A 13,929-nucleotide genomic window follows, 5' to 3' on the forward strand; every position below is an offset into this window, starting at 1 on the left:
TTAGACTCCTAACTTCCATGAAAGGGTACGTAGCAGGTCGGCAAAGACACCCGCCGCAGTCACATCGTTACCCGCACCATATCCGCGTAGCACCAGCGGCAATGGCTGATAGTAGTGGCTATAGAAGGCCAGCGCATTTTCACCGTTTTTCACTTTGAACAACGGATCGTTGCCGTCCACTTCAGCTATTTTCACGCAGCAAACGCCATCTTCTTCAATATTGCCAACATAGCGCAATACTTTGCCCTCATCACGGGCTTTCGCCACACGAGCGGCAAAGGCCTGGTCCAGCCGCGACAGATTGGCCATAAATGTTGTAACGTCGCCTGAATCGTCAAAACCTTGCGGCAACACCGGTTCAATAACGATATCAGAGAGCTCCAGTTCGCGTCCGGTTTCGCGGGCGAGGATCAGCAACTTACGCGCGACATCCATCCCGGAAAGATCGTCACGCGGATCAGGTTCGGTGTAGCCCATTTCACGCGCCATAATAGTGGCCTGCGAGAAGCTCATTCCTTCATCCAGTTTGCCGAAAATAAACGACAGTGAACCAGACAGAATTCCGGAAAATCGCTGCAGTTCATCGCCTGCACTGAGCAGGTTTTGTAGGTTTTCGATAACCGGTAAACCCGCCCCCACGTTGGTGTCGTAGAGGAATTTACGCCGCGATTTTGCCGCGGCAAAGCGCAACTGATGGTAATAATCCATCGATGAAGTGTTGGCTTTTTTGTTCGGGGTTACTACATGGAAGCCTTCACGCAGGAAGTCAGCATACTGATCTGCCACAGCCTGACTTGAAGTACAGTCAACAATCACCGGATTGAGCAGATGATATTCTTTCACCAGGCGAATTAAGCGACCGAGGTTGAAAGGTTCCTTTGCTTGAGCCAGCCCCGCCTGCCAGTTTTCCAGGTTCAGACCGTGAACATTTGTGAGTAAAGCCTTTGAGTTCGCCACGCCGCAAACACGTAAATCAATATGCTTACTCTTCAGCCAGCTCTGCTGGCGTTTTAACTGTTCAAGCAGTGCTGTCCCCACACCGCCAACACCGATAACAAAGACTTCGATCACCTGATCGGTATTGAACAACATCTGATGCGTAACGCGTACACCAGTTGTAGCGTCATCATTGTTTACCACTACCGAAATAGAACGTTCAGACGAACCCTGTGCGATGGCAACAATATTGATGTTGGCACGCGCCAGTGCCGCAAAGAACTTGGCGGAGATGCCACGCAGCGTGCGCATACCGTCACCAACCACCGAGATGATCGCCAGACGCTCTGTCACTGCCAGAGGCTCCAGCAGCCCTTCTTTCAGTTCCAGGTAGAATTCATCCTGCATAGCACGCTGAGCACGCACGCAGTCGCCCTGCGGTACGCAGAAACTGATGCTGTATTCAGAGGAGGATTGAGTGATCAGCACCACGGAGATACCCGCACGAGACATCGCAGCAAAAACGCGTGCTGCCATTCCCACCATCCCTTTCATTCCTGGCCCCGAAACGCTAAACATCGCCATATTGTTCAGGTTAGAAATGCCTTTTACCGGCAAGTCGTCTTCATCGCAGCTGGCGCCAATCAGCGTACCCGGCGCTTGCGGGTTACCGGTGTTTTTAATCAGGCAGGGGATCTGGAACTGGGCAATCGGAGTGATGGTACGCGGATGAAGAACTTTGGCACCGAAGTAAGAAAGCTCCATCGCTTCCTGATAAGACATCGATTTAAGTAGCCTGGCATCAGGAACCTGACGTGGATCACAGGTATAAACACCGTCAACATCAGTCCAGATTTCACAACAGTCTGCACGTAAACAGGCAGCCAGCACGGCAGCAGAGTAGTCAGATCCGTTGCGTCCCAATACCACTAATTCGCCTTTTTCATTCCCGGCAGTAAAGCCCGCCATCAGTATCATATGATCAGCAGGAATACGGCTGGCAGCAATGCGACGAGTAGATTCAGTGATATCAACGGTAGATTCGAGGTAATGACCAACCGCCAGCAGTTTTTCAACCGGGTCGATAACAGTAACGTTATGTCCGCGCGCTTCAAGCAAACCTGCCATGATGGCGATCGACATTTTTTCACCACGGCAGATAAGCGCAGCATTGATGCTGTCCGGACACTGTCCCAACAGGCTGATGCCGTGCAGGACATGCTTAATCTGGGCAAATTCTTGTTCAACAAAAGTTTTGAGTTGAGCCAGCGGGAAATCCGGCTGCGCAGCAGCAAGACCGACCAAAAGCTCAGAGAAAATACGTTCGGCGTCACTGATATTTGGTAAAGCGTCCTGACCACCGATGGTCTTCTCAATCATCGCCACCAGATGGTTAGTAATTTTTGCGGGGGCAGACAGAACGGTCGCGACCTGCCCCTGCCTGGCATTGCTTTCCAGAATATCGGCCACTCGCAGAAAGCGCTCTGCATTTGCCACTGATGTACCGCCGAACTTCAACACTCGCATGGTTTACCTCGTTACCTTTGGTCGAAAAAAAAGCCCGCACTGTTTAGGTGCGGGCTTTTTTCTGTGTTTCCTGTACGCGTCAGCCCGCACCGTTACCTGTGGTAATGGTGATGGTTGTGGTAATAGTGGTGCTGATGCGTTTCATGATGTTGTGTGCTCTGTAATTATTCTGTGCTGTATTCTTTTAGGGTTAAAGTATCTTATGACCTAAGTCAATAAATTTTTAAATTGATCACACTCCGAAACTTGTTCACGAGCGACTGCCTACTCTTTTACTTTCAACCAATACAGCGTGCCATGCCCACTTGAAGTCAGAGTCAAACACCATAAAAAACAAAAAATGTGAAATTTTATTTTGTGATGTTTTTTTCAATATCATGTAGAAAACGGTGCAACATTGCCGTGTCTCGCTGCCCTAACAGGCCCATTCGCTGTTGCAGCCAATCCGTTAGTTTGATGTCATCAGCAACGTCCAGCGTGGTTAATAAACGTAAAACACGTGCGCGTAATGCCTGTAACTGAAGCTCATCTGTCGGCTCAATGGTTTTTGTGGGCTGTTGTATTAAACCTGCTAATTGATAGCAATACACCATCACCGCCTGCCCCAGATTGAGTGAAGGATAGTCGGCAACCATGGGGACACCGGTCAGTACATCGGCCAGAGCTAATTCATCGTTTGTCAGGCCTGAATCTTCACGACCAAAAACCAGCGCGGCGTGTTCCATCCATGCAGATTTTTCTTCCAACAAGGGGACCAGCTCGACAGGAGTGGCGTAATAATGGAACTTCGCGCGGCTGCGCGCCGTGGTGGCGACGGTAAAATCAACATCATGAAGCGCTTCAGCCAGCGTTGAAAAAACGTTAATATTATCAATAATATCACCTGAGCCATGCGCAACCCATCGCGTCGCAGGCTCCAGGTGAGCCAGGCTGTCAACGATCCGCAACTCGGCAAAACCCATGGTTTTCATAGCACGGGCAGCCGCACCAATATTTTCTGCTCTGGCAGGGGCTACCAGAATAATAGTTAAACGCATTTCGATACTCTTTTTGGCCAGTCTGCAGATAATAATGTGATGCCCATCAACATATTACGCAGCGCGAATTTACATATTTTTAACAGAAATCACTGAAAATGCATTCCACATTCAGTAAAAAATGCTAAACTATTTCGTGGATTTACTATTACTTTTTTTGTTAACAGAAGTTGTATATCCTTCTGTTTATCCATGATAATTTAATTGAAAATGGATCTCATTCATTGGATTCATTACATTTATTAGTTTGCGAGTGCAACTAGTTGTATTATTGCATTTTTGTGATGAAAGCTAACATTTGGATACGATGATTTCATCAAACTGTTAACGTGCTACAATTGAACTTGATATATGTCAACGAAGCGTAGTTTTATTGGGTGTCCGGTACGTCTTAGCCTGTTATGTTGCTGTTAAAATGGTTAGGATGACAGCCGTTTTTGACACTGTCGGGTCCAGAGGGAAAGTGCCCACGACCAAGCTAATGATGTTGTTGACGTTGATGGAAAGTGCATCAAGAACGCAATTACGTACTTTAGTCATGTTACGCCGATCATGTTAATTTACGACATGCATCAGGCAGGTCAGGGACTTTTGTACTTCCTGTTTCGATTTAGTTGGCAATTTAGGTAGCAAACATGCAGACCCCGCACATTCTTATCGTTGAAGACGAGTTAGTAACACGCAACACGTTGAAAAGCATTTTCGAAGCGGAAGGCTATGATGTATTCGAGGCGACAGATGGCGCGGAAATGCATCAGATCCTCTCTGAATATGACATCAACCTTGTGATTATGGATATCAATCTGCCAGGCAAAAACGGTCTTCTGTTAGCGCGTGAACTACGTGAACAAGCTAACGTTGCGCTGATGTTCCTGACGGGCCGTGATAACGAAGTCGACAAAATTCTCGGCCTCGAAATCGGCGCTGACGATTACATCACCAAGCCGTTTAACCCACGTGAACTGACTATCCGTGCTCGTAACCTGCTGTCCCGTACCATGAATCTGGGCACGGTCAGCGAAGAGCGTCGTAGCGTCGAAAGCTACAAGTTCAATGGTTGGGAACTGGATATTAACAGCCGTTCTCTAATCGGTCCTGACGGCGAGCAGTATAAACTGCCACGCAGTGAATTCCGTGCCATGCTTCACTTCTGTGAGAATCCGGGCAAAATCCAGTCTCGCGCAGAACTGTTGAAAAAAATGACCGGTCGCGAACTGAAACCGCATGACCGTACCGTTGATGTAACAATCCGCCGCATTCGTAAACATTTCGAATCCACGCCGGATACACCAGAAATCATCGCGACCATTCACGGTGAAGGTTACCGCTTCTGCGGCGACCTGCAGGATTAATTCGATTCTGACTGGTATAAAAACGGCGCTTTATGCGCCGTTTTTCATTTCATCATTGCCCTATTTCCACAAACGCAGCCCGTCATTCTCAGCGGTTTGAACGTCTTTTGGCTTTGGTTGAGCAAGCGAGTGCCAGTCAAGATGACGCGTCAGGAACATGATCCCGCATAGCGCAAACAACAGCACACCGGTTCCCAGCAATAAAGCGCTGTCCTGCGAACGCAACAGCACCCACATCACCCCATCCAGAGACAGCAGCGCCACTGTGAACAAAATACTGTTACGCCATCCCTGCAATATCGCCTGTAAATAAACGCCGTTCATCAACGCACCAACCATGCTGGCAATGATCCACGCCGCCGTAAAGCCAATATGTTCTGACAGCGCCAACAGCAACAGATAAAACATCACCAGCGATAACCCCACCAGCAGATACTGCATAGGATGCAGACGAAGATTGCTCATACACTCGAGTACAAAGAAAGACATAAAGGTCAGTACTATTAACAAGCTGGCATACTTTGTTGCTCTGTCCGTCAATTGATACTGATCCGCAGGCGTGGCCACAGCTACGCTAAATGCAGGCATTCCCTGCCAGCCAATTTTCTCCCCCTCAAAGCGTTCGCCCAGGTTATTGGCAAACCAACTGCTTTGCCATTGGGCCTTAAACCCTGACTCGCTGACTTCGCGCTTTGCCGGAAGAAAGTCCCCCAGAAAGTTGGGATGAGGCCAGTTGCTGGTTAAGGTCATTTCGCTGCTACGCCCCACCGGAACGACAGAGAAATCTCCGGTTCCACTCAGATTGAGTGACAATGCCAGACTGAGATCCTTCTCCACCCAGTCGGCATCCGGTAGCGGAATATGGATCCCCTGAGCACGCCCATTCAACCCCGTTCCGGGCTCAACCGTTAGTGAAACTCCGTTGACCTGCGGTGCATTGACTACGCCAATACCTCGGGCATCACCTACACCAACCACAATAAACGGTTTTCCCACAGTCACATTCGGATGATTCAATTCACTCAGACGCTCAGCATTAAACTCTGCCCGCACTGACATACCGTTATGCCAGACCTGTCCCTCGTAAATACCGATCCTTCGTGCTTCGACGTCCTGATTTGCCTCTACCATTAACGACTCTGGCAGCCAGAAATGGATAAAGCTGCGCTTACGCAGGACCTTTTTGTCATCTTCCAGCTCGGTATAAACTTCTGTCACGGGAATAGCGATCAGTGGACCAACCATCTTCTGCGGCCCACTGGTACTCTGTCGGATGGCATCTTCTACTGCACTGCGGTAATCCGATCGCTCAACGATAATTTGTCTGACCATTGTCAGAGGAATTAATAACAGCAGCATTGCACCACTTAAGGTGACTATTTTCCAAAACAGGGGGGATTTCAACATAGCGTTCTCCTTTGCAATGCCAGCAAGGTAAAACAGCTATGTGCGGGGAGTTTGAAGTTATGTGAAGTGACGGTGAAGCGTCAACGAAGCCTGCACCCCACCTTCGGAACGGTTATGCAGTACCACTTCACCGTTAAGCAGTCGCGCGACTTCGCTCACAAATGCCAGACCTAAACCACTGCTCTTCTGCCCATTCTCACGGGGGAGCGAGTAAAAACGTTCAAAAATACGTGGCAGCGCAAAGTCAGGGATACCGCTTCCGCTGTCCGTAATCTGCAATGTGACTCTCTCATCCTGCTGATATGCACTAAGGATAATGTTTCCCTTCTCCGGTGTGAAGTCGATGGCGTTATCAAGTAAATTACCTACTGCCTGCTCCAGTAACGCAGGATCAGCCGCGACAATCAGTGATGAAGGCACAATAGTAAGCGTGATGTTCTTAGCCGCTAACTGGACGCTACGCGCGTCACGCAACTGAACAAATAGCGCATCTACCGCCACGGGGATGAATGAAATATCCTGCCGGTTTTCCAGTCGCGCCTGCCGTAGCAGGGTTTCAACCAGCACCTGCATGCGCGCATTTTGCGTCAGAATATTTTCGGTAAAGCGCGCAACCACATTAGGCGGCGGGCCTTCACGCAAAATCTCCGCCGCACCGCGAATAGCTGCCAGTGGACTTTTCAGTTCATGCGTTAACGCGTAGACGTACTGCTCAATGTAATTCTTACCCTCCAGCTTCAGACGCATACTTTCCAGCGCCTGCGCCAGTTTACGTAGCTCACTGCTGCCTAAATCAGGTAAGGCAACGGGTCGATTCTCCGTTACGGAATCAGCATAGCGCGCCAGTCTGGCAATAGATCGGTTTATCCACCACACCATCCCTGCGCCAATCACCAATGCAATACCCAGCAACACCGCACTCGCCCATAGCATCCGCCGTTCACTACGCTTAATAACCGGTGCCATTGCCGCATTCGGTTTGCCGACGCTAAGAACGCCGATAATACGCCCGCCATCTATAATCGGTGCGGCAACGTACATGACTGAGCTTTCCGGATCGTCTGAATTTTGTGGCGTACTACGTGCGCCATACTGCCCGCGCAGCGTTAACCAAACGTCGTTCCAGCGGGAATAATCTTCACCGACGGCTTTGTTGGCAGAGTCAAACAACACCCTACCCTGTGCGTCCGTCATGTAGACATGGTACTCATTTCGAACTTTGTTAATACCGCTGATATTGGCGCGAAAAGGACGATCGTGCAGTTGCGAAAATGCCTGCGCCAACTTGCCGTTAGCAGGGTCGCCTGAAAGAAGATCATCACGAGCCAGCGCGGCTAATAACGTAGCTGTATCAATCAGGGTGCCTTCTGTAGCACGGCGAACGCCAGGCTTAATCTCCTGCACAAAGATAGACAAAACGAACCAGGCAGCAACGGCCACGATCAGAAAGTAGCCCAGCAGCAAACGCATGCCGATGCGCATCAGACGCTCCTCAGGCTATACCCCATACCGCGATGAGTGTTAATCGGCGAGAGTTCGGGATTAATCGCCCGCAGTTTGGCACGCAACGTTTTAATATGCGTATCGACAGTCCTGTCAAAGGTATCCTGAGCATCGGCCCAGACTAAATCCATCAACTGTTGGCGAGAATAGATACGTCCCGGCGACATCAGCAATGTTTTCAGCAGCAGGAATTCATAGCGCGTCAGGCTTAGCGGTATGCCAAACCAGGCGATCTGCGCGGCAGGTTCATTAAGTTCAAAATCACCAAAACGCGTCGACGATGATGGAGCGGAAAATTTTTTCACCCGTCGGAGCAGCGAGCGTACACGGGCACAGACCTCACGCGGCGAGAAAGGTTTCGCAACATAGTCATCCGCGCCAATTTCCAGCCCCAGAAGACGATCCACTTCATCGCTGCGTGCGGTCAGAAAGAGAATGGGTAAAGCCGGGTGATGTTCCAACAAGCGCCGGCATAGCTCAAAGCCGCTGATATCAGGTAAACCAACATCGAGGATTATCGCATCAGGGCAGTGCTGTCGCGCTTTTTCCAGCACCGGCAACCCGCGCTCAAACGCTTCGACACTAAAACCTTCCTGTTGCAGCATGTAGATAAGCGTGTCAGCAATTCCCTGCTCATCCTCAACCAACCAGATCAACGGCTGTTGCATCTTGCTTCCTTGTTATTGTCGCCACGGCATGATGGGTACTGCACTGATGGCATTTTTAGGCGACCCGTCAACAACCTTATCTGAATAGGCCAGATATGCCAGCGTATTACGTTTCGCATCATAAAAACGTACTACCTGTAAGGACTTAAACACCAACGATGTACGTTTCTTAAAGACAACCTCACCCTCAGCTTTGCCATTCTTGATTCGGTCGCTCAGTTCAATCGGCCCCACCTGCTGACAAGAGATCGCGGCATCGGAAGTATCTTCAGCCAGTCCTAACCCGCCCTTGATGCCGCCGGTTTTCGCTCGGCTAACGTAGCAGGTCACATTGGTAACATCCGGATCGTCAAAAGCTTCGACCACAATTTTATGATCTGGTCCAAACATTTTGAATACCGTATCGACAGAACCAATTTGCTCGGCATGGGCAACCTGCGCCAGCATCAGCAAAATTGAGGAAATGACTAAGCTCTTATATTTCATATTGTTACCATTTTTAAAAGTTACTCTGTGTAATTATTCGACATTCTAAGATAAAACGTATACAGATCACAGGATTACAATAATCACGCTTTCGTATGCCCGAAAAAAGCATTTATGAGCAAAAAAAACACTGAATGCTAAAACAGCAAAAAATGCTATTATCCACATACCTGACGTCAGGTACTCGTTGTTGAAAGGATGAGGATATTTTATGGATCAGGCTGGCATTATTCGCGACCTATTAGTCTGGCTGGAAGGTCATCTGGATCAGCCCCTGTCGCTTGACAATGTGGCGGCAAAAGCGGGCTATTCCAAGTGGCACCTGCAGAGAATGTTTAAGGACGTGACGGGCCATGCTATTGGCGCCTATATCCGCGCCCGTCGTTTATCGAAGTCTGCAGTGGCGCTTCGTCTGACTGCTCGCCCCATTCTTGATATTGCCCTGCAATACCGTTTCGACTCTCAACAAACGTTTACTCGCGCGTTCAAAAAGCAATTTGCGCAGACGCCTGCGCTGTATCGCCGCTCGCCAGAATGGAGCGCTTTTGGTATTCGTCCGCCGATGAGACTCGGGGAATTTGCTATGCCACCGCATCAGTTCGTGACCCTGGAAGATACGCAACTGCTCGGCACCACGCAAAGTTACTCCTGCTCACTGGAACAGATCTCAGATTTCCGTCATGAAATGCGTATTCAGTTCTGGCGCGACTTCCTCAGCCAGGCTCCGGCGATCCCGCCTGTTCTATACGGACTAAACGAAACGCGTCCAAGCTTTGAAAAAGATGACGAGCAGGAAGTGTTCTATACAACTGCATTAACGCCAGAACAGGCCAATGGATATGTGCAATCAGCACAACCGATCCTGTTGCAGGGTGGCGAATACGTGATGTTTACGTATGAAGGCTTGGGGACAGGCGTGCAGGAATTTATCCTGACGGTTTACGGCACCTGTATGCCGATGCTAAACCTCACTCGCCGTAAAGGTCAGGATATAGAGCGATACTATCCGGCAGAAGATGCCAAAGCAGGCGATCGCCCTATTAATCTGCGCTGCGAATTCCTTATCCCTATTCGCCGCTAACGCTGTAGTTCATCCAACGCAGGGGCATCCAGATGCGATATGTCCCCTGCCGTTTCGACAACCCATCCCGGCGCCAGCCACAAACTTTCCTGATAATCGACGCGGGAAATTGAGCAGTTACGCAGACGCAACCGGCGTTCCGCCCATGCTGGCAATCCCAGAATCGTGCTCACCAGACAACCCAGAGCAATACCGTGACTCACCAGCAGTGGACGACTTCCCTGTGGAAGATCCAGACAGGATGCCAGGGCGGCGTTAACACGTTCCCCCAACTCCTGCATCGATTCTCCCTCCGGGATGCGGCCATCAACCGTTCCATTCACCAACTGGCGACGCCAACCCTCTTCCTCTTGCGTCAGAGAATCAATATGGCGCTTTTCCAGCACCCCCATATTCAACTCGCGCAGTCGGGCATCAAAGGTAATATCACAGCCACAAGCCTGGGCAATGATTTCTGCGGTGCGTCGTGTACGACCTAAATCGCTACTGATGACATGAGTAATGCCAAGCGAGCGGGCGCGTTCGCCGACCTGCATGGCTTGCTGCTCACCTTTAGCGGTCAGTGGGCTATCTGACTGGCCTTGAATACGTCGCTCGGCGTTCCACTGCGTCTCACCATGGCGAACAAGGTATACCTGTAACATGCGTTTTTTCCGTTATATACTCGTCATACTTTGAGTGGCAGATGCGTTGGCTACGAGTTACTCGGCTCATCCATGAGCCTCGCCCTTACGGGCCGCCGCTTTGCGGCGTTCAAATCTGTTCCTGACAGATTAGTCGCTCCCCCAGCCACATAGTTATCTATGCACCAGGGGGGGTTTCTCGCTTGCCGCCTTCCTGTCACTCAAATTATATAGAATAGACTGCGATGAATTTTTCAAACCGAGCTTAATTATGCACAAGGTTATCTCTGCTACCACCAATCCTGCCAAAATTCAGGCAATTCTACAGGCATTTGAAGAGATTTTCGGTGAAGGATCCTGCCATATCGAACCCGCTGCCGTCGAGAGTGGTGTGCCAGAACAACCTCTTGGAAGTCAGGAAACGCGTACTGGCGCACGAAATCGGGTTGAAAACGCGCGCCGTCTGCATCCGCAGGCCGATTTCTGGGTAGCCATCGAAGCAGGAATTGATGATGACGCCACGTTCAGTTGGGTGGTGATTGATAATGGCGCGCAGCGAGGCGAAGCGCGTTCAGCAACGTTACCGCTGCCTGCGGTTATTCTCGAAAAGGTCCGTCAGGGGGAAGCACTCGGTCCGGTGATGTCACAGTATACGGGTATTGATGAGATCGGCCGTAAAGAGGGAGCAATTGGTGTCTTTACTGCAGGAAAACTGACGCGCTCCAGCGTTTACCACCAGGCAGTAATTCTGGCGCTTAGCCCGTTTCATAACGCGGTGTATTGGTAGCGTTGTGCCGGATGGCGGCTTCGCCTTATCCGGCATACGGCTCAGCGTCATTTGTAGGCCTGATAAAATGCGGCAGCATCGCCATCAGGAAATTCAATTTTTTCCGAGCAGTACCTGCTCCAGCCACTGACGCAGCTCTACTGGCGCCGACTTGAGGCTGTTAGAACCACGTGTAATTGTGGCGATCCCGGCCCCGAGCTCATTTTTTAACTCACGCTGACTCATCTCACCGCGCAGAAGTTCTTCAATGATGCGCACGCGCGTACCCAGCGCTTCGCGCTCATCTGGCGTTAACATCAAATTAAGCAGTGGTTGGTGTAAATCCTGATCGTAGGCGTGTTTAAGCAGGTCGACAAAACGTAACCACTCCTGGTGACGCTGTTCTGCCATCGCTGCTGAATAGGGTGATTGCTGAGTCATAAAGTGTCGCCATCGTTATGGGGGAAGCGCGCTTGCTTCCCCCTTTTGTACTCTTTAACGAGTACGATAGCATAACACACTCGACTCGATCAGTAACGACGTTGCCATTCTGCGTTGCTCATCAACTCCGGTTTATCCCCCAGGAAATAGCGATAATAGGCGTCATAAGCCAGAACGTTTTTCACATACCCTCTTGTCTCAGAGAAAGGAATACTTTCAACAAATGCCACTGCGTCAATTCGCCCAGCGCTATTACCAAGCCAGGTGCGAACGCGTCCCGGCCCGGCGTTATAGGCCGCAGAAGCAAAAATGCGGTTGTTGCCAAATTGCTGATATACATACTGCAAATAGCTGGTACCGATGTTGATATTAGTTTCAGGATCCAGCAACTGACTGGAGCTGCTGTAACCTGGAATCGAGAACATTTTCACCGTATGCGTCGCGGTGCCCGGCATAATCTGCATCAACCCACTGGCTCCAACCGGTGATTTTACTTTCGGGTTCCATGCGCTTTCCTGACGCGCAATTGCCATCGCGTAGCTTTGCTGAATATCCTTCCCGCTGGTGTAGCGAGAAAACAGATCTTTGTAGGCCAGAGGGAAACGCTCTTCCAGATGATCCCAGAGTTTGCCGGCGATCGTTGCCTGCACGCTCAGATCCCACCAGTGGTTGTTGAATGCGTAACGCGCCAGTTGCGCCTGTTCAGACTTCGTGCGGCTGGTGACCAGATTCGCCCATTCACTGCGCGCAGTATTATCCATGTTCCAGTACATTAACTCACGTACGCGTGCCATTTCAGGTCCCTGAGTCAGGGCAGAGTTGACATCTGTAGGTGCTTTGTCGACCTTCAACTCATACTCTTCACCCAACTTTTGCGCCGCTACCATTGGATAGAAACCGCGCTGCTGCATCAAAGAATGCAGGATCTCTTTCGCTTCGGCATCACGCCCCCGCTCCAGCAACAGATCCGCCTGCCAGTAACGCCATTCATCCTTCTCTTTGGCTTCCATCGGCAAGCGCGCCAGCCAGGTATTCAGACCACGCCGATCGCCAGTTCCCAGCGCCATCCGCACGCGACGTTCCACAAGCGTGGTGGATTGCGATCGCATAATAGCGTCATCACGCCATTTCGCCTGCTCGTCGGTAACATCATTGCCCATCAGGCGCCAGGCGACGATATCACGCAGCTCCTGAGTTTGATCGTCATTAAGCTGCTGCGCCTGCGCCAGTGACGGGATCATCAAACGTGCATTTTCCACATCCTGACGCGCAACACTGGCAAACGCCACCGCCGCCATCTGGCGAGTGAAATCCGTTGCTCCAGTCGTGCGGGCAAATGTCATAACGGAATTAGGATCATTTGCCAGCGCGATGATCGCCGAAGCTATGGTCTGATACTCAGCTGGCATCTGTCCTGCCAGCGCAGTCACCAGCCCCGTATTACCTGCTTTCATCGCCAGGCGAATACGTTCCAGATAAGCCAGCGGATCCTGAGTGCCCGATGCCCGCCAAACGCCGAATAATTTGTCACAGGCATTGGGCTGACTTTTTCCGCTAAGCCAAAGCTCTTTCGCCCCCTGCCAGGCTTCCTCTGCTTGCCCGGTGCTCCATTTCGCATAATAGTAGTTACATTGCGCTTCGGTAGTACCGGGTTTATCCGGGCTAAACGCTAACAATCCGCGCCAGTCTTCCCGACGAGCCAGCTCGTTCACAAAACGCGATTGCAATGTGCGGGCTGGAGGCAACGTAGGATTGGCACGCACAAAATTCGTTACAGTAATGGTGGGTTGATTCATGAGATCGTCAGTTATCTGACGATATTCAAGATAGGGATACAGAGGATAGCTCTTCAGGCCAGGCATCATCTGCTCTACAACATCCATCTGTCGGTTATCCCAGGCCTGCTTAATTTGCGCATAGCGGTTACGCTGCTCATCCAGAGAATCGGCCCGCGCCATTTGACTTACCGTCAGCAGACATACGCTGGCAGCCAGTAGGCGCCAGGTAAATTTTTTGGCTTTGTCCACAAGCTCTTCCTCTTGTCGTGTTACGTCTGTGCAGCATCATGCCGCTTAATAGATTTATGCTAACCAGACATTACA

14 protein-coding genes and 1 other annotated feature are annotated in these 13,929 nt (G+C 50.5%); of the genes, 3 read left to right on the top strand and 11 right to left on the bottom strand.

Annotated elements, in window-relative coordinates:
* The 4 genes from thrA to yjjY form a co-directional block, all read right to left on the bottom strand.
* Positions 1 to 2,463 (bottom strand): bifunctional aspartate kinase/homoserine dehydrogenase I, encoded by a 2,463-nt coding sequence (thrA, locus tag SK36_RS17550; protein WP_048222088.1) that lies wholly within the window; start codon positions 2,461 to 2,463, stop codon positions 1 to 3.
* 23 nt (positions 2,464 to 2,486) lie between these two features.
* Positions 2,487 to 2,613 (bottom strand) — a sequence feature (Thr leader region).
* Positions 2,543 to 2,608 (bottom strand): thr operon leader peptide, encoded by a 66-nt coding sequence (thrL, locus tag SK36_RS23950; RefSeq protein ID WP_001386572.1) that lies wholly within the window; start codon positions 2,606 to 2,608, stop codon positions 2,543 to 2,545. Its footprint overlaps the feature before it by 66 nt.
* A 200-nt stretch (positions 2,614 to 2,813) precedes the next feature.
* Positions 2,814 to 3,500 carry a tRNA/rRNA methyltransferase gene (locus SK36_RS17555; RefSeq protein WP_048222090.1) on the bottom strand — a complete coding sequence of 229 codons (687 nt, stop codon included), beginning with the start codon at positions 3,498 to 3,500 and terminating at the stop codon, positions 2,814 to 2,816.
* Positions 3,501 to 3,899: 399 nt separating this feature from the next.
* A complete protein-coding gene (gene yjjY, locus SK36_RS24760; RefSeq protein WP_001541509.1) occupies positions 3,900 to 4,040 on the bottom strand; it encodes a YjjY family protein in 141 nt (46 codons plus the stop codon).
* Positions 4,041 to 4,135: 95 nt separating this feature from the next.
* Here yjjY and arcA point away from each other — a divergent pair, with 95 nt between their 5' ends.
* The gene (gene arcA, locus SK36_RS17560) at positions 4,136 to 4,852 is read left to right on the top strand and encodes a two-component system response regulator ArcA (RefSeq protein ID WP_001194359.1); all 717 of its coding nucleotides are present in this window, start codon (positions 4,136 to 4,138) and stop codon (positions 4,850 to 4,852) included.
* A gap of 60 nt (positions 4,853 to 4,912) precedes the next feature.
* On the opposite strand, the gene creD is transcribed toward arcA, so the two are convergent.
* From creD to creA, 4 genes are read right to left on the bottom strand one after another with little or no spacing between them, the layout of a single operon-like run.
* On the bottom strand, positions 4,913 to 6,259 hold the full coding sequence (gene creD / locus SK36_RS17565; RefSeq protein WP_048222091.1) for a cell envelope integrity protein CreD: 1,347 nt from the start codon (positions 6,257 to 6,259) through the stop codon (positions 4,913 to 4,915).
* A gap of 57 nt (positions 6,260 to 6,316) precedes the next feature.
* Positions 6,317 to 7,741 carry a two-component system sensor histidine kinase CreC gene (gene creC / locus SK36_RS17570; protein WP_048222093.1) on the bottom strand — a complete coding sequence of 475 codons (1,425 nt, stop codon included), beginning with the start codon at positions 7,739 to 7,741 and terminating at the stop codon, positions 6,317 to 6,319.
* The gene (gene creB / locus SK36_RS17575) at positions 7,741 to 8,430 is read right to left on the bottom strand and encodes a two-component system response regulator CreB (protein WP_045439551.1); all 690 of its coding nucleotides are present in this window, start codon (positions 8,428 to 8,430) and stop codon (positions 7,741 to 7,743) included. The genes creC and creB overlap by 1 nt, the downstream gene beginning before the upstream one ends.
* Before the next feature lie 12 nt (positions 8,431 to 8,442).
* A complete protein-coding gene (creA, locus tag SK36_RS17580; protein ID WP_045439549.1) occupies positions 8,443 to 8,916 on the bottom strand; it encodes a protein CreA in 474 nt (157 codons plus the stop codon).
* 211 nt (positions 8,917 to 9,127) lie between these two features.
* Between creA and robA the strand changes: the two genes are divergently transcribed.
* Positions 9,128 to 9,997 carry an MDR efflux pump AcrAB transcriptional activator RobA gene (robA, locus tag SK36_RS17585; protein WP_045439547.1) on the top strand — a complete coding sequence of 290 codons (870 nt, stop codon included), beginning with the start codon at positions 9,128 to 9,130 and terminating at the stop codon, positions 9,995 to 9,997.
* Here robA and gpmB read toward each other — a convergent pair.
* Positions 9,994 to 10,641 carry a 2,3-diphosphoglycerate-dependent phosphoglycerate mutase GpmB gene (gpmB, locus tag SK36_RS17590; RefSeq protein WP_045439544.1) on the bottom strand — a complete coding sequence of 216 codons (648 nt, stop codon included), beginning with the start codon at positions 10,639 to 10,641 and terminating at the stop codon, positions 9,994 to 9,996. The two genes, robA and gpmB, sit on opposite strands and share 4 nt — an antisense overlap.
* 250 nt (positions 10,642 to 10,891) lie before the next feature.
* On the opposite strand from gpmB, the gene yjjX reads away from it, so the two are divergent.
* Positions 10,892 to 11,407, top strand: coding sequence for an inosine/xanthosine triphosphatase (gene yjjX, locus SK36_RS17595; RefSeq protein ID WP_045439542.1), 516 nt, complete (start codon positions 10,892 to 10,894; stop codon positions 11,405 to 11,407).
* A gap of 93 nt (positions 11,408 to 11,500) precedes the next feature.
* Here the strand turns inward: yjjX and trpR are convergent, their stop codons facing one another.
* Both trpR and sltY read right to left on the bottom strand, forming a co-directional pair.
* Positions 11,501 to 11,827, bottom strand: a complete 327-nt coding sequence (trpR, locus tag SK36_RS17600; protein WP_045439539.1) for a trp operon repressor — start codon at positions 11,825 to 11,827, stop codon at positions 11,501 to 11,503.
* 89 nt (positions 11,828 to 11,916) lie between these two features.
* Positions 11,917 to 13,854: a murein transglycosylase gene (gene sltY, locus SK36_RS17605; RefSeq protein WP_048222096.1), complete on the bottom strand. Its 1,938-nt coding sequence runs from the start codon at positions 13,852 to 13,854 to the stop codon at positions 11,917 to 11,919.
* Between the last annotated feature and the right edge of the window lie 75 nt (positions 13,855 to 13,929).

This window comes from Citrobacter sp. MGH106 (assembly GCF_001037495.1).
GTDB lineage: Bacteria > Pseudomonadota > Gammaproteobacteria > Enterobacterales > Enterobacteriaceae > Citrobacter > Citrobacter murliniae.